This window comes from Blautia sp. MSK17_66 (genome assembly GCF_020538025.1).
Lineage (GTDB): Bacteria > Bacillota > Clostridia > Lachnospirales > Lachnospiraceae > Blautia_A.
Map to the genome: position 1 here is coordinate 38,238 of NZ_JAJBNQ010000003.1, position 22,428 is coordinate 60,665.

19 protein-coding genes are annotated in these 22,428 nt (G+C 45.7%); 18 read left to right on the top strand and 1 reads right to left on the bottom strand.

Features of this window, described 5'->3' with window-relative positions:
- The first annotated feature begins 5 nt into the window (after window positions 1-5).
- A complete protein-coding gene (locus LIR34_RS02355) occupies window positions 6-1,013 on the top strand; it encodes an NAD(P)H-dependent glycerol-3-phosphate dehydrogenase (RefSeq protein WP_161285912.1) in 1,008 nt (335 codons plus the stop codon).
- Between the two features lie 203 nt (window positions 1,014-1,216).
- Here LIR34_RS02355 and LIR34_RS02360 read toward each other — a convergent pair whose 3' ends face one another.
- On the bottom strand, window positions 1,217-2,044 hold the full coding sequence (locus tag LIR34_RS02360; protein ID WP_276530621.1) for an aldo/keto reductase: 828 nt from the start codon (window positions 2,042-2,044) through the stop codon (window positions 1,217-1,219).
- A 402-nt stretch (window positions 2,045-2,446) separates the two neighbouring features.
- Here LIR34_RS02360 and LIR34_RS02365 point away from each other — a divergent pair, with 402 nt between their 5' ends.
- The 17 genes from LIR34_RS02365 to LIR34_RS02445 all read left to right on the top strand — a co-directional run bounded on the left by LIR34_RS02365 (window position 2,447) and on the right by LIR34_RS02445 (window position 22,422).
- A complete protein-coding gene (locus tag LIR34_RS02365; protein ID WP_173901991.1) occupies window positions 2,447-2,851 on the top strand; it encodes a cobalt transporter in 405 nt (134 codons plus the stop codon).
- A 57-nt stretch (window positions 2,852-2,908) separates the two neighbouring features.
- Window positions 2,909-3,094, top strand: coding sequence for a CooT family nickel-binding protein (locus LIR34_RS02370; protein ID WP_161285939.1), 186 nt, complete (start codon window positions 2,909-2,911; stop codon window positions 3,092-3,094).
- 75 nt (window positions 3,095-3,169) lie between these two features.
- Entirely contained in the window at window positions 3,170-3,940 is a 771-nt protein-coding gene (locus LIR34_RS02375; protein WP_173901990.1) for an ATP-binding protein, read from the top strand.
- Window positions 3,941-4,187: 247 nt separating this feature from the next.
- Entirely contained in the window at window positions 4,188-6,080 is a 1,893-nt protein-coding gene (gene cooS / locus LIR34_RS02380; protein ID WP_161285909.1) for an anaerobic carbon-monoxide dehydrogenase catalytic subunit, read from the top strand.
- A gap of 43 nt (window positions 6,081-6,123) precedes the next feature.
- Window positions 6,124-6,897, top strand: coding sequence for an ATP-binding protein (locus LIR34_RS02385; protein ID WP_173901989.1), 774 nt, complete (start codon window positions 6,124-6,126; stop codon window positions 6,895-6,897).
- 17 nt (window positions 6,898-6,914) lie between these two features.
- On the top strand, window positions 6,915-9,044 hold the full coding sequence (gene acsB / locus LIR34_RS02390) for an acetyl-CoA decarbonylase/synthase complex subunit alpha/beta (protein WP_161285907.1): 2,130 nt from the start codon (window positions 6,915-6,917) through the stop codon (window positions 9,042-9,044).
- A 372-nt stretch (window positions 9,045-9,416) separates the two neighbouring features.
- Window positions 9,417-10,358, top strand: a complete 942-nt coding sequence (acsD, locus tag LIR34_RS02395; protein ID WP_161285906.1) for an acetyl-CoA decarbonylase/synthase complex subunit delta — start codon at window positions 9,417-9,419, stop codon at window positions 10,356-10,358.
- 25 nt (window positions 10,359-10,383) lie between these two features.
- A complete protein-coding gene (gene acsC / locus LIR34_RS02400) occupies window positions 10,384-11,730 on the top strand; it encodes an acetyl-CoA decarbonylase/synthase complex subunit gamma (RefSeq protein WP_173901988.1) in 1,347 nt (448 codons plus the stop codon).
- Between the two features lie 79 nt (window positions 11,731-11,809).
- Window positions 11,810-12,598, top strand: coding sequence for a carbon monoxide dehydrogenase/acetyl-CoA synthase methytransferase subunit (acsE, locus tag LIR34_RS02405; protein WP_161285904.1), 789 nt, complete (start codon window positions 11,810-11,812; stop codon window positions 12,596-12,598).
- 135 nt (window positions 12,599-12,733) lie between these two features.
- Window positions 12,734-14,662, top strand: a complete 1,929-nt coding sequence (gene acsV, locus LIR34_RS02410) for a corrinoid activation/regeneration protein AcsV (RefSeq protein ID WP_161285903.1) — start codon at window positions 12,734-12,736, stop codon at window positions 14,660-14,662.
- Between the two features lie 77 nt (window positions 14,663-14,739).
- A complete protein-coding gene (locus tag LIR34_RS02415) occupies window positions 14,740-15,453 on the top strand; it encodes a DUF3786 domain-containing protein (RefSeq protein WP_161285902.1) in 714 nt (237 codons plus the stop codon).
- An 83-nt stretch (window positions 15,454-15,536) separates the two neighbouring features.
- Window positions 15,537-17,222, top strand: a complete 1,686-nt coding sequence (locus LIR34_RS02420; RefSeq protein WP_173901987.1) for a formate--tetrahydrofolate ligase — start codon at window positions 15,537-15,539, stop codon at window positions 17,220-17,222.
- 364 nt (window positions 17,223-17,586) lie between these two features.
- The gene (locus LIR34_RS02425; RefSeq protein WP_022214498.1) at window positions 17,587-18,216 is read left to right on the top strand and encodes a cyclodeaminase/cyclohydrolase family protein; all 630 of its coding nucleotides are present in this window, start codon (window positions 17,587-17,589) and stop codon (window positions 18,214-18,216) included.
- A gap of 39 nt (window positions 18,217-18,255) precedes the next feature.
- A complete protein-coding gene (locus tag LIR34_RS02430) occupies window positions 18,256-19,110 on the top strand; it encodes a bifunctional 5,10-methylenetetrahydrofolate dehydrogenase/5,10-methenyltetrahydrofolate cyclohydrolase (RefSeq protein ID WP_161286298.1) in 855 nt (284 codons plus the stop codon).
- Complete coding sequence (locus LIR34_RS02435) at window positions 19,107-19,868, top strand: glucosaminidase domain-containing protein (protein WP_173901986.1); 762 nt, start codon at window positions 19,107-19,109, stop codon at window positions 19,866-19,868. Before LIR34_RS02430 ends, LIR34_RS02435 begins: the two co-directional genes overlap by 4 nt.
- 206 nt (window positions 19,869-20,074) lie before the next feature.
- Window positions 20,075-20,554: a complex I 24 kDa subunit family protein gene (locus LIR34_RS02440; RefSeq protein WP_161286300.1), complete on the top strand. Its 480-nt coding sequence runs from the start codon at window positions 20,075-20,077 to the stop codon at window positions 20,552-20,554.
- Window positions 20,551-22,422, top strand: a complete 1,872-nt coding sequence (locus LIR34_RS02445) for an NADH-quinone oxidoreductase subunit NuoF (protein ID WP_161286301.1) — start codon at window positions 20,551-20,553, stop codon at window positions 22,420-22,422. The genes LIR34_RS02440 and LIR34_RS02445 overlap by 4 nt, the downstream gene beginning before the upstream one ends.
- The last annotated feature ends 6 nt before the right edge of the window (window positions 22,423-22,428 follow it).

A 22,428-nucleotide genomic window follows, 5' to 3' on the forward strand; every position in this document is an offset into this window, starting at 1 on the left:
GATATATGGCAAAAATCAGTGTACTGGGAGCAGGAAGCTGGGGAACTGCACTTTCTATTCTTCTGAGCAATAACGGACATGAGGTGCGTCTCTGGTCAAGATTTCAGGAAGAGGTAGATGCTCTGAGGGAAACAAGAGAGCTTACTTCCAAGCTTCCGGGAGTACATATCCCGGAGGATATTGATATTACAGCAGACCTGAAAGACTGCATCGAAACAGCAGAAGTGCTTGTGCTGGCCGTACCGTCTCCGTATATCAGAAGCACATCAAAACTGATGGCACCTGATGTAAAGAAAGGGCAGATTATTGTCAATGTTGCCAAGGGAATCGAAGAGAACACACTGATGACGATGACAGATATCATCAGTGAAGAAATTCCGGCAGCAGCTGTATATGTGCTTTCCGGACCGAGTCATGCGGAAGAGGTGGGAAGAGGAATCCCGACCACCTGTGTGATTAGCGGGCCTGAGCGGGAAACAGCGGAGTATCTTCAGGGGATTTTTATGAGTCCAGTATTTCGTGTATATACGACACCGGATATGCTTGGGGTAGAACTTGGCGGCTCTCTTAAGAATGTGATCGCTCTTGCAGCAGGAACAGCAGACGGACTTGGTTATGGTGACAACACGAAGGCGGCACTGATCACAAGAGGGATTGCCGAGATTGCACGTCTTGGAACAAAGATGGGAGCGCGCATGGAAACTTTCGGAGGACTTACCGGGATCGGTGATCTGATCGTAACCTGTGCGAGTGTTCACAGTCGTAACCGTAAGGCAGGTTACCTGATCGGACAGGGCTATACCATGCAGCAGGCGATGGATGAAGTCAAGATGGTTGTAGAAGGTGTTTATTCTGCCAAGGCGGCCAAAAGTCTTGCCGAGAAATATGGGGTAGAAATGCCGATCATCATGGAAGTCAACGAAGTCCTGTTTGAAAACAAGCCGGCGGCAGATGCAGTCAGAGATCTGATGCTTCGCGACAAAAAGGTGGAAACACCGATGCTTCCGTGGTAAAGAACAGTATAAAGACAGAATAGATGGCTTTATCAGAAGATAAGCTATATAAGATTTGAATAATAATAAATAAAAGGTTACCTGTGAACGGAGTGAACAGTAACAATAAAAGCCGATGAGACAGTTGTAAGTTCTGCTCATCGGCTTTTGACGTGCTGTGTGATCCTGACAGAAATCATATCGGAATATCGCAGACAAAATTATCAGAAAACAATATCCCGCAGATCCTCCGGAATGCTGGCACTGTGGAAGTTCTCGTTAAGTGTATCAAGAAGATCCATATCTTCCTGCTCAATCTCAAAGTCAAAAATCCGTGCATTGGAAGCAATGCGGTCCGGATGAACGGATTTTGGAATAACGGAGATTCCCTTCTGGACGGCCCAGCGAAGACCGACCTGTGCAGGAGTATGTGCATACTTTGTGCCAAGGACGCAGAGAATATCATTATCCAGATAAGCACCACGTGCCAGAGGGGCATAGGCCTGCACCTGGATCCCATTTGCCTGACAGTATTCAATAAGCTCCTTCGGATAACAGAGAGGATGACATTCAATCTGATTTACCGCAGGGACAATACCAGATACCTTGCGGAGCTCTTCGAGATGACGAATCTCAAAATTGCTGACACCGATAGAAAGGGCACGGCCGGATTCGAGGAATTTCTCCATTTCCTTCCAAGTGTTCAGATAACAGCCCGGAACCGGCCAGTGAATAAGATAAAGATCAATGTAATCAAGACCGAGGCGATCCAGACTTCGCTGAAAAGCACCATCGACATCTCCGAGACGCTGAGCGTTGTTCCAGATCTTGGTGGTTATGAACAGATCCTTCCTCGGAATGCCGCACCGTGCAATGCCGCGTCCGACATTCTCTTCGTTCTTATATGCAGAAGCGGTGTCAATCAGACGATAGCCATTCTTTACTGCTGCGGCAATGGCATTCTCAGCTTCATCATCGGCAGTTGCTTTATATAAACCAAGTCCCAGAAGCGGCATGGTTCTGTCGTTATTTAAGAATACGGAAGTAGTCAAAGTGTATCCTCCTTGCTTGCTTTTTTGAAAATTTTTATATATTATAACACGAAAATGTGAAAGAAGAACATCAAATATATTAAAAATTTGATACAGTATGCGCAAAAAGCTAGAAAATAATGAAATATAAACAACGTTAAAAAAAAGACATATGCGTTATTTTTGTAACAACTAAAACAACAAAATGACTTGAAAAAACGTAAAAAAAAGAATGCCTAACCTCTTCGTTTTTGTGGAATTTTTCATATTATCTCCTTGATAAACGAGAAAAAAAGATGTATAATAAGTTTAATTGATAAATTCTTGTCATAAGTTTGTTACGTTTAAGACAGAATATCTGCCTGTGAACGTGGGAAACAATAAACGGAGGGACAGGAATTCGTGCAGAAAGGAGTAGACACAATGCACTTGATCAAAGATGAAAACGGAAATCTTGTCCAGCACGGACATGAGCATACAGAGGGACATACCCATGAACACACACATGCGGACGGTGTGACCCATACACACTCCCATTCTCATGGAGATGGCGAGCATGCACATACCCATGAAGGTGGATGCGCAGACCAGAGTCACTGCGGTTCCTGCGAAGGCGGAGACTGCAAGAAAGAAACCATCGCACTTCTGACTTATATGCTGCAGCATAACGAGCATCATGCAGCAGAACTCGATCAGATGGCAGACAACCTGGAGAAGATGGATCTTACAGGCTCAGCCAGAACGATCAGAGAAGCTGTGGCAGATTTCCAGAAGGGTAATATGCGCTTGGGACTTGCCCTGACTCTTGTTAAGGAAGAAATGAAATAATACTATGTAACAGCAGCAATACTGAATGACACAACACAACAGAAAGGGATGACTTATATGTGTCTTGCAACGGTATATAAAGAAAGCGATAATTCTGTTATATTCAAAAATGTATCCAGAATTGACGTGGATGGGAATAAACTGATCCTCAGAGATATCATGGGTGATGAGCGTGTCGTAGAGGGACGTATCCTCATGGTAGATCTGGCTAACAGCATTGTAAAGCTTTGCTGTGAAGACTGAACGCAACAGATGATGCAGCTAAAAGGCAGCTGCACAGAAATAAAAGCGGAAATTGAGTAGGAGGCACTCTTTAATATGGCACATGTGATTGCCGTCGCCGGTAAAGGCGGCGTAGGTAAAACTACTTTATGCGGGATGCTGATCCAGTATCTCTGCGAACAGGGCAAAGGGCCGATCCTTGCAGTGGATGCAGATGCAAACTCCAACCTGAATGAAGTCCTCGGAGTTGAGGTTGACACAACTCTCGGCGACGTACGTGAGGAGATTGCACAGGCAGAGATCGCAAAGGAAAGTCCGATCCCAAAAGGAATGACCAAGGCAGATTATGCCGAAATGAGATTTGAGGATGCACTGGTTGAGGAGGATGATTTTGATCTGCTTGTAATGGGCAGAACGCAGGGCAAGGGATGCTACTGTTACGTAAATGGTCTTCTTCAGGCACAGCTTGCTAAATATCAGAACCATTATCCATATATTGTAGTGGATAATGAGGCGGGTATGGAACATATCAGTCGAGGTGTTCTTCCGTCCATGCAGACAGCGATCCTGGTGAGCGACTGCTCACGCAGAGGAATTCAGGCTGTCGGAAGGATCGCGAAGCTGATCGAAGAATGCAATATGAAACCGAGCACGGTGGGACTGATCGTCAACCGGGCACCGAAGGGCGAACTGAACGAGGGAATCAAGGAGGAAATCGCAAACCAGGGACTTCATCTTCTGGGTGTGGTACCTCAGGATGATGCCGTCTATGAATATGACTGTGAGGGTAAACCTACAGCAAGCCTTCCGGAGGATAATCCGGTCAAGAAAGCACTGAGAGAAATCGCCGGTAAATTAGACTTATAATTGAATCGAGTAAGTCCCCTTCTGCCACTGCAAAGAGCAGGAAGTGCAGCTGGGAACTTACGTTTTCTCTGCTGACAAAGCGGAGAAGTATTACAGAATATGCCGGAATCTGTCAATATCCGGCAGCATTTTTTACAGGAAATAACCCATGGGCGGGGATGGGTTCTGTCTTGCGGGTTATTATATAAAACTTTATAGAAAGGTAAAAATACATGACTCATTCATGTATCATCAAAGGAGGTCTATAATGAGTGAATTCAAATTAACTACAGTGGAAGAATTTGAAGCTGCTACCAACAGACTGTTGGAAACTGGCGCAAAGGTAGGCGCAGACGCTTGGCAGCTTCGTGTAAAGAACCAGACTCCACACTGTAAGTTCGGCGAGCAGGGTATCTGCTGTCGAATCTGTGCTATGGGACCATGCCGTATCACACCTAAGGCTCCGAGAGGTATCTGCGGATGTGACGCACATGGTATCGTAGGAAGAAACTTCCTGAAATTCACAGCAGGCGGTGCAGCAACTCATTCTGATCACGGTCGTGAGATCTGCCACACACTGTACTGTGCAAAAGAAGACGGAAACTATAAGGTAAAAGACCCTGAGAAACTGCTTCGTATCGCAAAAGAATGGGGCGTAGAAACAGAAGGAAAAGATATCTATGATCTGGCTCATGAGATGGCTGAGATCGGTCTGATGGAATATGGTAAACCATTCGGATATCAGAGATTCCTTGACAGGATGCCGGCAGGACAGAAAGAAAAACTGATCGAGAACGAAATCGCACCTCGTGCTATCGACCGTGAGGTTGCAAGTTCCATGCATATGGCTCATATGGGATGTTCTTCCCTTCCGGAAGCACTTGTAAAACAGTCCCTTCGCTGCGGTATGGCTGATGGATGGGGCGGTTCCATGATGGGAACAGAGTTCTCTGACGTACTGTTCGGAACTCCGAAGCCGATTGATACAGAAGCTAACCTTGGTGTAATGGTTGAAGAAAACGTAAACATCGTTGTACACGGCCATGACCCGAGCCTTTCCGAGATGATCTGTGAATATGCAGACAGCAAAGAAATGATCGATTATGCAAAATCCGTAGGAGCTAAAGGAATCACAGTTTCCGGTGTATGCTGTACTTCAAACGAAGTAGCTATGCGTCGTGGTGTTCCGATGGCTGGTAACTTCCTGCAGCAGGAAAACGTAGTACTGACAGGTGCCTGCGAAGCAATCGTAGTTGATGTTCAGTGTATCTTCCCTGCATTAGGACCTCTGAGCAAATGCTTCCACACCAAATTTATCACAACTTCTCCGATCGCTCAGATGCCGGATTCTGAATTTATCAGATTCAACGCTGAGACAGCAGGAGAAAACGCAAAAGCAATCGTTAAGATGGCTATCGATAACTTCAAGAACAGAAAACCAGAGCTTGTACATATCCCGCAGCTGAAACAGAAAGCTACTGTTGGTTACTCCGTAGAAGCAATCCTTAAAGTTCTTGACGGTGTTACAAACTCTCAGGTTGATGTAACAGGAACAACCAAACCGTTACTTGAGTGCATCACTTCCGGTGTTATCCGTGGTGCTGTTGCTATGGTTGGATGTAACAACCCGAAGATCCGTCCTGACTACGCACATATCGAATTAATGAAGAAATGTATCGCAAACGATATCATCATCATCGCTTCCGGATGTTCCGCACAGGCAGCTGCAAAAGCTGGTCTGATGGACAAATCCGCAAGAGAACTCTGCGGTGCAGGTCTGAAACGTGTCTGTGAACTGGCTGATATCCCGCCAGTACTCCACATGGGATCCTGTGTAGATATCTCCCGTATGATGATCCTGGCTGCAGAACTTGCAAAAGATTCAGGACTTCAGATCAATCAGCTTCCGGTAGTCGGATGTGCTCCTGAGTGGATGTCTGAAAAAGCTGTATCCATCGGTAACTACGTAGTAGGTACTGGTATTGATACCTTCCTTGGTGTTGATCCATATGTTTCCGGTTCTTCAGAGATGGCTGAACTTCTTACAGAAGGAACAAGAAAATGGACAGGTGCTGCTTACACAGTAGAAACTGATATCGAGAAATTAGTTGATCTGATGATCGAAAGAATTGAAGAAAAGAGAACAGCATTAGGAATCTAATCTGCTGTAATCTAAAATTGTAATAAAAGGTGGATGACATAAAATGAAAATAGCAGTTACAGGAAAAGGCGGCGTAGGCAAAACTACTTTTGCAGCAACGCTCGCGAGGTTGTATGCAGCAGAGGGCAGACCGGTACTTGCAGCAGATGTGGATCCGGATGCAAATCTTGGCCTGGCGCTGGGATTTGATGAAGAAACACTGGATTCTATCGTGCCGATCTCCAAAATGCGTAAGCTTGTGGAGGAACGTACAGGAGCAACTGCAGGAAATCAGTTCTATCATCTGAACCCAAAGGTAGACGATATTCCGGATAAATACGGTAAGGTCTGCAACGGCGTACGGCTCCTTGTCCTGGGAACTGTCGAGACAGGCGGCGGCGGATGTGTATGTCCGGAGCATGTAATGCTGAAACGTATTATTAACAATCTGGTGTTGAGAAGAGAAGATGTGGTGATTCTTGATATGGAAGCCGGCCTGGAACATCTCGGCAGAGGAACCACAGAGGGAGTTGACGCATTTATCGTAGTGATCGAACCGGGTGCAAGAAGTGTACAGACATACAAAAATGTCAAGCGTCTTGCCAGTGACCTTGGAGTAGCACAGGTTAAGGTTGTGGCAAACAAGGTCAGAAACACAGAGGATGAGGAATTTATCCGTTCCAGAATCCCGGCAGAAGACCTTCTTGGCATACTCCATTACAATACGGAGGTTATCGATGCTGACCGTCAGGGTAAATCCCCTTATGATTTCAGCAAGACTGTAACAGCAGAAATCACAAAAATAAAAGAAAAGATTGATCAGAATTCAAGTCTTTAAAAACAGGAGGTATTAACGTGACTTTATTTGATAGAGTATTCAGCGGAAACGATGCTGTATATGGTTTAACAGAGGGTGCTATCGATGGAGCAATCGCTAAATTTGGCGAAGACAAAGCTGTCAGCTTCCCGAACACCGCATACAGCCTTCCTTGTTACTACGCTGTAACAGGAACAAAAGTTACAACATTAAAAGAATTAAAAGAAGCTCTTGGCGTTGTTAAAACTCTGATGACAAGAGAAAAAAGATTAAATGATGCATTCATGTCAGGTGTTGCTACAGCACTCTGCGCAGAGTTCATCGAAGTTCTGAAATATCTCGATGGTGCAGTACCATACGAAGAACCATGCTACGGACATCTTGCAGATGCTGTGATCCGTGAGCTTGGTGTACCGCTTGTAACAGGAGATATCCCTGGTGTAGCTGTAATCCTCGGATCTGCTCCGTCCGTAGAAGAAGGTGTTGCTCTTGTTAAGAGCTATCAGGCACAGGGTATCCTGGTAACACTGGTTGGCGGAATCATCGACCAGGTTGCAGAAGCAGGAATGAAGACAGGCGCAAACGTACGTGTTATCCCGCTTGGCAAAGACGTTACAGCAGTTATCCATGTAGTATCCGTAGCACTTCGTGCAGCCCTGATCTTCGGTAACGTAACACCTGGAGATGCAGGCACACTGATGAAATATACAATGGACCGTGTACCGGCATTCGTTAACGCATTCAAACCTCTGGATGACGTGATCGTAGCTTGTGGTGCAGGTGCCATCGCACTTGGATTCCCGGTAGTTACAAACGAAACAGAGAATATCTTCCGTGTACCGAAGAGCCTGATCGTTCAGGAAGACGTAAGCAAATTCAATGCTACATCTCTTGAAGCACGTGACATCAAGATCAAGATCACAAACATCGATATCCCGGTTTCCTTCGCATCTGCATTCGAAGGTGAGATCATCCGTCGTAAAGATATGCAGGTTGAATTCGATGGTTCCCGTGTAGACTGTGCAGAGCTTGTACAGACCTGTGATGCTTCTGAAATTGAAGACCACAAGATCACAGTAGTCGGACCGGAAGTAGATGACATGGAACTTGGAAGCAAGAACAGCATCGCATATATTGTTAAAGTTGCAGGCAAGAACATGCAGCCAGACTTTGAACCGGTTATCGAGCGTAAATTCCACAACTACATCAACTGCATCGAGGGTGTATACCATACAGGACAGCGTGATATGCAGCGTATCCGTATCAGCATTGATGCATTCAACGCAGGATTCAAGATCAAACACATCGGTGAAGTTCTTTACGCTTCTGTTAAAAATGAGTTTGACGCAGTTGTTGACAAATGCGAAGTTGTTATCTATACAGATCCGGCAGAATGTACAAGAATCCGTCATGAAGTTGCAATCCCGATCTTTGACAAACGTGATGAGCGTCTTGATACTCTGACAGATGAATCTGTAGATGTATACTACAGCTGTATCCTCTGCCAGGCATTCTCTCCGAGCCATGTCTGCGTAGTAACACCAGAGAGACTTGGTCTTTGCGGTGCTGTTTCATGGCTGGATGCAAAAGCAACCCATCAGCTTGATCCTAACGGACCTTGCCAGGTAATCACAAAAGAACGTCCGATTGATGAGAACCTTGGTTCTTACGAAGACGTTGATGAAGCAGTTCAGAAATTCTCTCAGGGTGCTCTGGAGCACGTTACTCTGTACTCCATTATGCAGGACCCGATGACATCCTGCGGATGCTTCGAATGTATCTGTGGTATCGAGCCATTCTCCAACGGTGTTGTTATCGCAAACCGTGAGTATGCTGGTATGACACCACTTGGTATGACCTTCCCTGAAATGGCTTCTATGACAGGCGGTGGTGTTCAGACTCCTGGATTCATGGGACATGGAAAACATTTCATCTCCTCCAAGAAATTTATGAAGGCTGAGGGCGGTATCGAACGTATCGTATGGATGCCGAAAGAACTGAAGGAATTTGTTGCAGACCGTCTGAATAAGACAGCTCAGGAACTCTACGGAATCGAAAACTTCACAGATATGATCGGTGATGAGACCGTAGCAGAAGATCCGGAGACACTGGTAGCATTCCTTACCGAAAAAGGCCATCCGGCACTTGCAATGGACCCAATGATGTAAACCCCTCGAGGGTCAGGAGTTGCTTGCACTCCTGACCCGGGGGTTTAACCTTGAAATTCGAATCGCAGCGTAAAGTTGCGTAAGCAACGAGCTGAGAGAGAGTTTTAAGGTTCACGCAGGAAAATTCAGAGTTTATCTGAAATTCGAATCGCAGCGTAAAGTTGAGTAAGCAACGGGCTGAGAGAGAATTTTAAGGTTTATGCAGGAAAATTCAGGGTTTATCTCTGTGACAGTGCAAGTCGTTTGCACAGGTAACTATTTTTGATATATTTTTAACATAAATACGCCATGTTACTTGTAACTGGTAATTTTATGTAGTATAATGCTATATGCAATTTGAGTAATTAATAATTAAGAGGAGGCTTATGAGAAATGCCGTTTAATCAGAAACCACAGAAATTTAATGCAAAGATTAACGCTGTCACAATCGGAAGCGGAGATAAGACTGTGACAATCGGTGGAGAAAATTCTTTCCCGTTCTATACTTTTGATGCACCAACAGAGAACACAGCCAAAATTGGTGTTGAGATCTCTGACCTTGGACTGGATGAATTCTCTGAAGGCGTAAAAGCTTATTATGAAGGAGCTACTACAATGGCTGAGATCGCTCAGAAAGCAGCAGCTATTGAAGGAGCTGATTTTGTTGCTCTTATCCTGGATGGTGGAGACCCGAACGGAGCAAACAAATCTGTTGAAGAACTTATCGAGGTTGTTAAAGAAGTGGCAGCAGCTATCGACTGTCCACTCGTTGTAGAAGGCTGCAAGAACGTGGAGAAGGATGCGGAACTTCTTCCGAAAGTTGCAGAGGTTCTTCAGGGAAGAAATGCACTTCTTCTTTCCGAAAAAGAAGAAAACTACAAAGCAATCGGTGCAGCAGCAGGTCTTGCTTACAATCAGATCGTTGGTGCTGAGTCAGCCGTTGATATCAACCTTGCAAAACAGTTAAACGTTGTTACTACACAGCTTGGTGTTGATGCGAAGAAGATCGTTATGAACATCGGCAGTGCAGCAGCTGGTTACGGATATGAGTACGTAGTTTCCACTATGGACCGTATCAAAGGTGCAGCATTAGGTCAGAACGACAATATGCTGCAGATGCCAATTATTACTCCTGTATCCGCAGAAACATGGGCAGTAAAAGAAGCTACAGCTTCTGAAGCTGATATGCCTGAATGGGGATCAGCAGACGAGCGTGGAATCGACATGGAAGTTATGACTGCAGCAGCAGACCTTGCTGCTGGTTCTGATGCCGTAATCTTAAGACATCCGGAATCTGTTAAGACAATTTCCAAACTGATCAAAGCACTTGCGTAAGGAATAATAGGAGGAATAAATAGCTATGGCACTGAATGGTATTCAGATTTTTAAATTAACACCAAAGAAAAACTGTAAGGAATGTGGATGTCCGACATGTATGGCTTTCTCCATGAAAGTTGCACAGGGCGCAATGCAGATTGAGCAGTGTCCACATATGTCCGATGAAGCACTGGCTTCCCTGTCTGAGGCAACTGCTCCGCCGATGAAGACAATCAAAATCGGAACAGGCGATGCAGAGTTTACTCTCGGAGGAGAAACTGTTCTGTTCAGACACGAAAAAACATTTGTAAGCAAACCGAGATACGCTGTAGCTCTGTGCACATGCATGGATGACGCAGAGGTTGAGGCTAAACTTGCAGCAATCCCACATGTAGACTATGACCGTATCGGTGAGAGAATGCATGTAGAACTTGTATATGTAAACTGCGGCGAAGGTGCTGATGCTGCAAAATACACAGCACTGGTAGAAAAAGCAAATGGTCTGGGAAGAACTCTCGTTCTTGGATGTACAGATCCTGAAATCGCAAAAGCAGCTCTTGAAGTATGCAAGGACGGAAAACCGGTTCTCAACGGAGCAAACGCTTCCAACTATGAGGCAATGAACGCTGTTGCTACAGAAGCTGGAGTAGTTCTCGGAGTATCCGGAAAAGACTTAAACGAGCTCTATGACACCGTAGCAGCTCTTGAAAAACTTGGCAACAAGAACCTTGTTCTTGACACAACAGGCGCTGACATCAAAGAAACCTTTGCAAACACTGTACAGGTTCGTCGTGCAGCTCTGAAAGACCAGGATAGAACATTTGGATATCCGTCCATCGTAAACCTGGTTAAAATTGCCAGAGGTGATCATCATTTACAGGCAGCACTTGCTTCCGTATTCACAATGAAATATGGTTCCATCATCGTTATGGAGCAGATGACCTATGCAGAGGCACTTCCACTGTTCGGTCTTCGTCAGAACGTTTACACAGACCCGCAGAAGCCGATGAAAGTAGAGCCGGGTATCTACCCACTCAACGGTGCAGACGAGAACTCCCTCGTTGTTACAACCGTAGACTTCGCTCTTACATATTTCGTAGTTTCCGGCGAGCTGGAGCGTTCCGGTGTTCCGCTTAACCTGGTTATCAACGATGCAGGCGGACTTTCCGTACTGACATCCTGGGCAGCTGGTAAATTCTCCAGCACCAGCATTTCTGAGTACATCAAGACAGAAGTTGAGCCGAAGGTTAAATGCCGTAAGCTTGTTATCCCAGGTAAAGTAGCAGTTCTCAAGGGCGACCTTGAAGCAAAACTTCCGGGATGGGAGATCATCGTAGGACCTAGAGAAGCAGTACAGCTTGTGAAATTCTTAAAAGATATGCAGGCATAATTGCCAACAAAATATGCCGGAGGCCGCATCAGGCTTGCCTCCGGGCATTTATAAAACTATGAAAAGGAGATACACAGGTATGGGAAAATTTGTTACAATTGGAGAGAGACTTTCCACAACAGCACCAGCAGTAAATAAAGCATTCACAGAGAGAGATCCTGAGCCGATCCTCAAAAGAGCAAAACAGCAGCTTGACGCAGGTGCTACATATCTTGATGTAAACATCGGACCAGCTGAGAATGATGGACCGGAACTGATGAAATGGGCTGTAGAGCTTCTGCAGAGCAACTTCGACAATGTTCCGCTGGCACTGGATACTTCCAACATCGCAGCTATCGAAGCTGGTATCTCCGTATACAACCGTTCCAAAGGAAAACCGATCGTAAACTCTGCCGATGCAGCAGGAAGAATCGGCTATGTTGATGTTGCAGCAGCTAACGATGCAATCGTTATCGCTCTTTGCAACGGCGAAGGAATCGCAAAAGACAATGACGAACGTATGATGTACATGCAGACTCTTATGGAAAGAGGTATGGAGCATGGCATGGACGTTGAGAACGACATGTGGTTTGACCCGTTATTCCTGGTTATCAAAGGAATGCAGGACAAACAGATGGAAGTTCTTGAATTCATCAAAATGATCTCTGATATGGGAATGAAGAGCACCGGTGGTCTTTCCAACAACTCCAACGGTATGCCGAAACACATCCGTCCGATCATGGACTCCGCTATGGTAGCTATGGCTATGATGCAGGGACTTACATCCGCAATCGTTAACCCTAACGACCTGCGTCTGATGGAAACAATCAAATCCTGTGATATCATCAAAAACAACTACCTGTACGCAGATTCCTATCTGGAAATCTAATCAGTCCGACTTTTATACGGCTGTAAAAAATAAAAGGCTGGAGGCTTCGCGGCCTCTGGCTTTTTTTATAAGTCTAACTCCCAACGCCACAGGTGTGGACTATAGTATTCACGAGGCGAGAAAGGTGGTTACCATATGTTTAAGGTAACGTTTGCATTTGAAAATGGCAGTAAGGTAGAAGTATTTGCCAATGCGGGGGATAATCTGCTTGAGGTTGCACGTGGTGCCAATGTTGCAATCGATGCACCGTGTTCCGGTAATGGAGCCTGCGGAAAATGTAGGGTGCAGTTAAAAGGCGGGGAACTGGACTCAAAAAAGACACTTCATATTTCAGACGAGGAATTTGAGAAGGGATGGCGTCTTGCCTGCATGAGCAAGATCAGTGCTGACGTGGAAGTACTGGTGCCGGATATCGCTTCTGCGTACAAGAGCAGAATGAAGGTTGCCGACTTAAGTTCTAAAGAAGAAATTGCAATTTTTGAAAAAGCAAAATCTGAGGTTGAATCAACAGGTATTCAGCTGAGAAACAGTCTGGAAGTCGTAGAACTTCAGATGTCTGAGCCGACTCTGGATGATACGATGCCGGATGTTGAGCGACTGACAAGAGCACTTCGGAAATTTATGAATCTGAAAAGAATCCGGGTTCCGTATGCTGTTCTTCGTAAACTGCCGGATGTACTCCGAGCAGCGAAATTTTCGGTAAAATGTGTTGTACGTGTTACACCGGATGATATGTTTGTGTATGACATCTTTGACAGCAAAGAAGATGTTGTTATGGGCGGACTGGCAGTAGATATTGGTACAACAACTGTTTCTGCCGTACTTATCAATATGGCAACAGGAGAAATCCTTGCCAAAGGTTCCGCCGGAAACGGACAGATCCGTTATGGTGCGGATGTCATCAACCGTATCATTGAGACGACCAAACCGGGCGGAATCAAGAAACTCCAGGATGCTGTGATCAGTGAGACGATCAATCCGATGATCCACGAAATGTGCAGAAGCATTCATTTCCCGGAAGAGCAGATTTATCGTATGTGCGTGGCATCCAATACAACTATGAATCATCTGTTTGCAGGGATCAATGCGGACTATCTTCGTACAGAACCGTATATTCCGGCATTCTTTAAGACAAATTCCATGTTTGCATCAGATGTGAACATTGAAATTAATAAAGACGCTCACATCATCATTGCTCCGAATATCGGAAGCTATGTGGGTGGAGATATCACTGCAGGTACTCTGGTGAGCATGATCTGGAACAGACCAGAATTTTCTTTGTTCATAGACCTTGGTACCAACGGAGAACTTGTATTTGGAAATTCTGACTTTATGATGAGCTGTGCATGCTCTGCCGGCCCTGCATTTGAGGGCGGAGATATCAGCTGTGGTATGCGTGCGACAGACGGTGCGATCGAGGCGTGCACCATCGACAAAGAAACCATGGAGCCGACCTACAGGGTTGTCGGTGATCCGGGAACCAAACCGGTTGGTTTATGCGGTTCCGGTATTATCGATGTGATCAGTGAGCTTTATATGACAGGAATCATCAATCCGAAGGGCAAATTTGTCCGGGAAGGAAAGAGAGTCCGTCATGACCATTATGGAATGGGAAGCTATGTGATCGCCTTTGAGGAGGAAGCCGGTTCTGCCAAAGATGTGGAGATCACAGAGGTCGACATTGACAACTTTATCCGTGCCAAGGGAGCAATTTTCTCAGCAATCCGCACGATGCTGTCTTCTCTGGACTTTGATGTATCCATGATCGATGACGTTTATGTTGCCGGTGGTATCGGCAGCGGTATCAATATGCAGAATGCTGTCAATATCGGAATGTTCCCGGATGTACCGCTGGAAAAATTCCACTACATCGGAAACTCATCCCTGACCGGTGCATATTTGATGCTGCTTTCCACACAGGCAGAGAAAAAGACTTATGAACTGGCATCGAATATGACTTATATGGAGCTTTCTACCGTTCCGACCTATATGGATGAATTCGTAGGAGCATGCTTCATTCCTCATACAGATGCGTCTATGTTCCCGAATGTACAGCAGAGATGATATCCTGGAAGCGTGAAGCTGTGTAATGGTGGAGCGATTCGTGGATATGACAATACTTAAAATTTTAGAGGTGAATTATGAGTTCTGACGCAAAAGACATAAAGACAAATCAGGCAGAAACTGTCGGAAATGAATCCGTGGGAGATAAATTAGGCTATGACAAAGACAGCAAAGAACGTCTTCCATGGGAACATTATCTGCAGCAGTATCAATCCGCGGACCCGGAGGAGATTGCTCAGAGACTTGGAATCTCCTATGACAAAGAGCAGAAGCTTTTTACGCTGAAATTCCTTGGAACAGTATATTTTATTTCCTGGCCGGAATTTGAGATTACCCACGAAGCAGATGATATGGGATTCTACCCTCTGGAAACTATGGTGTATGCCAGAACTCTGACCATCCGTTTTCTGCTGAATGGTGCCGCATCGAGTGGCACCGGTAAATTCAAAACTTATCGCGAGATGCCGTGGGGAGAGGTCTACTTAAGACAGTTTGACGGCAGATGCATCAAGCGTCTGGCTTTCTCCTACGGAAATCGTATTAAGGATTTTCAGGCGATCATGGAGCATATCCACTGTGTTCCTGTAGCACATGGCGATATTGCATACCAGCTTGAAATCTTTCCGGGATATCTGGTACAGATGATCCTGTGGGAGGGTGATGATGAATTTCCACCGTCCTCACAGATCCTGTTTTCCGATAATTTCCCGGTATCCTTCCAGGCGGAAGACATGGCCGTTATGGGAGATGTGATCATCGGATCACTTAAATCCTTTGCAAAAGTGATCTGATCTTTACCATGTCAGACCTCTGAATACAAAAAGAGGGAAATCCTCATTGTATATAATAAAAATAAAACGCGGGAGGTAATACTATGGGATTCAAAAGTGACATCGAAATCGCACAGGAGTGCACAATGGAGCCGATTACCAAGATTGCAGAGAAAGCAGGTATTGATGACAAATATCTGGAGCAGTATGGTAAATACAAAGCAAAAATCGACTACAATCTTCTGAAAGAAAGTGACAAAAAGGACGGCAAACTGATCCTCGTAACCGCGATCAACCCGACACCGGCAGGTGAAGGAAAGACCACTACAACCGTAGGTCTTGCTGATGGTATGCAGAAGCTTGGCAAGAGCGTTATGGTAGCACTTCGTGAGCCATCTCTCGGACCGGTATTCGGTGTTAAGGGCGGTGCAGCAGGCGGCGGATATGCACAGGTAGTTCCAATGGAAGACATCAACCTTCATTTTACAGGTGATTTCCATGCAATCGGTGCAGCAAACAACCTTCTTGCAGCAATGATCGACAACCATATCTTCCAGGGCAATGCACTGAACATCGACCCACGTAAGATCACATGGAGAAGATGCGTGGATATGAACGACCGTCAGCTTCGTAATGTAGTAGACGGACTCGGCGGAAAGACAAACGGAATGCCTCGTGAAGACGGATATGACATCACAGTTGCATCTGAGATCATGGCAGTTCTCTGTCTTGCAAGTGACATCAAAGACCTGAAAGAAAGACTTTCCAGAATCATCATCGGATATACATACGGTAAAGTTTCCGAGCAGAAACCGGTAACAGCCGGAGATCTTCATGCAGAAGGTGCTATGACAGCCCTCCTCAAGGATGCCCTGAAACCAAACCTTGTACAGACACTGGAGCATGTTCCGGCGATCGTTCACGGCGGACCATTCGCAAACATCGCTCATGGATGTAACTCCGTAACCGCTACAAAGATGGCTATGAAGCTTGCTGATTATGCGATCACAGAAGCCGGCTTCGGTGCAGACCTCGGAGCAGAGAAATTCCTGGATATCAAATGCCGTATGGCAGACCTGCATCCAAGTGCAGTAGTTATCGTAGCTACTGTACGTGCCCTGAAATACAACGGCGGCGTGGCAAAAGCTGACCTCAACAACGAGAACCTGGAAGCACTGGAGAAAGGTATCCCGAACCTTCTGAAACACGTAAGCAATATCAAGAACGTATACAAACTTCCATGCGTAGTTGCTATCAATGCATTCCCGACAGATACAAAGGCAGAGCTTGACTTTGTAGAAGCAAAATGTAAAGAACTCGGTGTAAACGTTGCTCTTTCTGAAGTATGGGCAAAAGGCGGCGAAGGCGGAATCAAACTTGCAGAAGAAGTGATCCGTCTGGTTGAAGAACCAAACGACTTCTCCTACGCATACGAACTGGAAGGTTCTATCGAGGACAAGCTGAACCAGATTGTACAGAAAGTATACGGTGGTAAGAAAGTAGTTCTTACAGCAAATGCCCAGAAACAGGCAAAACAGCTTGAGGCTCTCGGATTCGGCAACTGCCCGATCTGCGTAGCCAAGACACAGTACAGCCTGACAGATGACCAGACCAAACTCGGTGCACCGACAGACTTCGAAGTTACTGTACGTAACCTCAAGATTTCCGCAGGTGCAGGCTTCATCGTAGCCCTCACAGGCGAGATCATGACCATGCCGGGACTCCCGAAAGTACCGGCTGCTGAGAGAATCGATGTAGACGAGACCGGAAAGATCACTGGACTTTTCTAAGAAATAGTCTCATATCTAAAAGGTTAATTTTTTGCTTTATAAAGCAGGGTAAATTATATTTTGGAAAATAAGAAAACCTTTGCGAGGGGAGGGCGCTCACAGTTGCGAAGGCCGCTCTCCCCTCGCGCACCCCACCGGGCCACGCGGAAGCTTGCTTGTTATTTCTATAATGCGTGGCCAAACAGGGGGAGTCTGAGGGGGACTTTCGGCCTTCGCAACTTTGAGATAGTCCCCCTCAGAGGGTTTCACATATTTCCAAATATGTAACAGGTCTTAGGATTTATCCTAAAAAGATTATTATAATAAAAGAAAATAGAAGAAAAAAGCCCCTTTTATTGGGTCACCTTTTTCCGGAGGAGAAAAAATGGGATTTTCCACTAGCACATGCACAGAATTCGTAGAAGTCCTCGCCTCTAAAGCCCCGGTACCGGGCGGCGGTGGAGCATCAGCTTTGGTTGGTGCGGTTGGTACAGCCCTTGGAAACATGGTAGGCAGTCTTACTGTAGGTAAGAAGAAATATGCAGACGTAGAGGATGAAATGTGGGAGCTCAAAGCAAAATGCGATCAGCTTCAGAAGGATTTCCTTCGTCTGATCGAAAGAGATGCGGAAGTTTTTGAACCACTTTCCAAAGCCTATGGTATGCCAAAAGAAACAGAAGAAGAAAAGGCAGAAAAAGCGCGTGTTATGGAGATCGTGCTGAAGGATGCCTGCTCTGTACCGATGGAAATCATGGAGAAATGCTGTGAAGCAATCGAGCTGATCGTTGAATTTGGTGCAAAAGGATCCAAACTTGCAATCAGCGATGCAGGTGTTGGTGCAGCTTTCTGTAAAGCAGCATTACAGGGTGCAAGCCTCAATGTTTACATCAACACAAAATCCATGGCTGACAGAGAATATGCAGAAGAGCTTAACAAAAAAGCAGATGCAATGCTTGAGAAATATACAAAAATGGCAGACGAAACATTCGAAAGCGTTCTTGGACGCCTGAAATAATATCTGATAATATGATGATTAGCGGAGGAAATATACAAAATGGCAAAGCAGTTATTAGGTAAAGAAGTAACAGCAGCACTGAATGAAAAAATCAAAGCGAACGTGGCAGAATTACAGGGAAAAGGTGTAAACCCGACTCTGTGCATCATTCGTGTTGGTGAGAACCCAAGTGACATTTCTTATGAAAGAGGAGCAACAAAACGTTGTGAAACTCTTGGAGTAGCATGTGAGAAAATCCTTCTTCCGGGAGATGTATCCCAGGAAGAACTTCTGGCAACTATCGACAAAGTAAACAAAGACGACCATATTCACGGCGTTCTTCTGTTCCGTCCGCTTCCGAAACATTTGGATCAGGCAGTGATCGAAAACGCACTTGCTGCAGAAAAAGACGTTGACTGCATGACAGATCTTTCCATGTCCGGTGTATTCACAGGCAAAAAGATCGGTTTCCCGCCATGTACACCACAGGCTTGTATGGAAATCCTGGATCATTACGGAATCGACTGCACAGGCAAGAAGGCTGTTGTGATCGGAAGAAGCCTTGTTGTTGGAAAACCTGCAGCTATGATGCTGGTTAAGAAAAATGCGACAGTGACAATCTGTCATACAAGAACTGTTGATATGCCGTCTGTTGCAAAAGAAGCAGACATCGTGATCGTTGCAGCCGGACGTGCAGGCGTTGTCGGAGCTGACTATGTCAGAGAAGGACAGACAATCATTGATGTAGGTATCAATGTAAATGCAGAAGGCAAACTTTGCGGAGACGTTGATTACGCAGCAGTTGAGCCGATCGTTGATGCGATCACACCTGTTCCTGGCGGAGTTGGAAGCGTTACAACATCCGTTCTTGTAGGACATGTAGTAGAAGCTGCAATGAGAAAGGTAAATGAATGATCAGAAACAAAAAAGCAATGCTCTTTTGTTCACAGATGATACTGACGGGTGCCCTTATGACAGGGGCACCTTGTCTGGTCTTTGGGGACAACACACAGACATCTGAAATTTCACAGATCTCAGACCATTCCGGAGAGGGACAAATCCACAAACCGGAACATCTTGAGACACCGGATTTTACTTCAGATCCGAATTTCATAGATGATTCCACAGACAACACAGCCGGTTATTATACAATTCTTGGAACCACCACGGTTTCGCTGGATCAGATGACTTCTCAGTACAATTCGCATGGTCAGGAATATCCGTCTGCCGCCCTCAAAGAAGGCGGGGCAGAGACGATAGAGGATTTTTGCACGATTATTCTAGAGGAGGCGAATGCAGAAGGCATCCGTGGGGAAGTTGTATTTGAACAGGCCATGCTTGAGACAGGATGGCTTGCATATGGAGGTGATTCCGGGATTTCCCAGTACAATTTTGCCGGCCTTGGAACCACAGGCGGCGGTGTCCAGGGTGTTTCCTATCCTGATGTGAGGACCGGTATCCGTGCACAGGTACAGCATCTCAAAGCATATGCCTGTGATGAAGCACTGAACCAGGACTGTGTAGACACACGCTTCGATATGGTACGAAGAGGCAGTGCTCCCTATGTGGAATGGCTTGGACAGCAGGAAAATCCAAATGGAGGCGGCTGGGCAGCCGGAGCTGATTACGGAGCAAAACTGATCCGCTTACTGGGTGAACTTAAAGAGAAATAAAAGATTGACAAAAAATTATAAAATATGTTAAAAATATCACGACAATATGGAAAACAGACAAAACTTTGCATAAATTATTGAAATTTTTTCGCATTTCCCTTGTATATATTAACTATTTAATGTATAATGAAAACTATCATTACTGTGTAAAGTATACAAATTGATAAACACAGATCAAATTACATTTTTAACAAGGAGGGAATCGAATGTTAGATCAGTCTTATTATGTGAAGACAGATGAGATCATCGAACACTACGGACGCAAACCGGCATCACTGATTCCGATCATGCAGGATATTCAGGCGGAATACCGTTACCTGCCGGGAGAGCTTCTGACCTATGTGGCATCTAAGATCGGGGTTACCGAGGCAAAGGCTTACAGTGTTGCCACCTTTTATGAGAACTTTTCCTTTGAGCCGAAGGGTAAGTATGTGATCAAGGTCTGCGACGGAACTGCCTGTCATGTACGTAAATCCATGCCGGTCAAGGAAGCCCTTATGAAAGAACTTGGCCTCAGTAACAAGAAGCATACAACGGATGACATGCTTTTTACAGTAGAGACGGTATCCTGTCTTGGTGCATGCGGACTCGCACCGACACTTACCGTAAATGACGAAGTACATCCGAAGATGACACCTGAAAAGGCAATTGAGCTTTTGAATGAATTGAGAGGTGAGAAGGTATGAGTATTGTGAGTAAAGATGATCTGCTCAGGAAGCAGGCCGAAGTAAAAAATACCCTGGAATCTTTTACCTGTCGTATACTTGTCTGTTCAGGTACCGGATGTATTGCCTCCGGTGCACAGAAGATTTACGATGAGATGGTGAGACTCTGTGAGAATCTTGACTGGGTAAGCATCGAGATGAAGAAGGACGTGCCGCATGTTGGTATCGTCAAGACAGGCTGCCAGGGCTTATGCGAACTTGGACCTCTGATGAAGATTGAACCGTATGATTACCAGTATGTACATGTACAGGTGGAGGACTGTAAGGAGATCGTGGAGCGTACAGTCATGGGAGGAGAGCCTGTTACCCGTCTGTTCTATCGTGATCATGATAATGTCTGTCAGCATCCTTCAGACATTCCGTTTTTGAATCAGCAGACCAGGATTGTTCTTGAAAACTGCGGCAACATCGATGCAGAATCTATTGACGAATATATTGCAGCAGGCGGATTCCAGGCTATGGCCAAAGCCTTCTTTGATATGACTCCGCAGGAAGTGATCGATGAAGTGACCAGATCCGGTCTTCGCGGCCGTGGCGGTGCCGGTTTCCCGGCAGGCAAGAAATGGTCACAGGTTGCACGTCAGAAAGAAAAAGTACGCTATGTAGTCTGCAACGGTGACGAAGGTGATCCGGGTGCATTTATGGATGGCTCCGTAATGGAAGGTGATCCATACAAGATGATTGAAGGTATGACTATTGCCGCTTATGCAGTTGGTGCAGAGGATGGTTATATCTATGTGCGTGCAGAATATCCGCTGTCCGTCAAACGACTTCATATGGCGATCGAGCAGGCCGAATCCTATGGACTTCTCGGTGACAATATTCTCGGTTCCGGTGTAAACTTCCATTTACATATCAACCGTGGAGCCGGTGCTTTCGTATGTGGTGAGGGTTCAGCACTTACCGCATCCATCGAAGGCAAGAGAGGTATGCCGCGTGTCAAACCTCCTCGTACTGTAGAGAAAGGACTCTGGGAGAAACCTACTGTCCTCAATAACGTAGAAACCTATGCCAACGTTCCAAAGATCATCCTTCAGGGTGCTGACTGGTTCCATACCATCGGAACAGAGGGAAGCCCGGGAACCAAGACCTTCTCTCTGACAGGTTCCATTGAGAACACAGGTCTGATCGAAGTTCCTATGGGAACAAGTCTCCGTCACATTATCTATGATATCGGCGGCGGACTTAAGAACGGAGCTGTTTTCAAGGGCGTACAGATTGGCGGACCATCCGGCGGCTGTCTGATCGAGGATCAGCTCGACCGTCCTCTTGATTTTGACTCTGTCAAATCTTTTGATGCGATTATGGGTTCCGGCGGCCTTGTAGTTATGGATGACAATACCTGTATGGTAGAGGTTGCCAGATTCTTCATGAACTTTACACAGAGAGAGAGCTGCGGTAAGTGTGTACCATGTCGTGAAGGTACCAAGCGTATGCTTGAGATCCTTGAGAGGATCGTAGAAGGTAAGGGCGAAATGTCAGATCTGGACGAGCTGGAAGAACTTGCTACCATGGTTCAGAGCATGGCTCTTTGCGGTCTCGGCAAGAGTGCTCCTCTTCCTGTTATCAGTACACTGAAACGCTTCCGCGACGAATATGAAGAACACATTCGTGACAAGAAATGCCGTGCAAAAGTCTGTACAGCACTTCGTCAGTTCCACATCAATCCGGAATTCTGTATCGGCTGCGGCAAATGCGCGAAGAACTGCCCGGCAGGTGCGATCAGCGGAAAGATCAAACATCCGTATCACATCAACAACGATGCATGTATCAAGTGCGGTGCATGTAAAGACAACTGTAACTTTGATGCGGTTTATGTGGAAGCATAGGAAGGA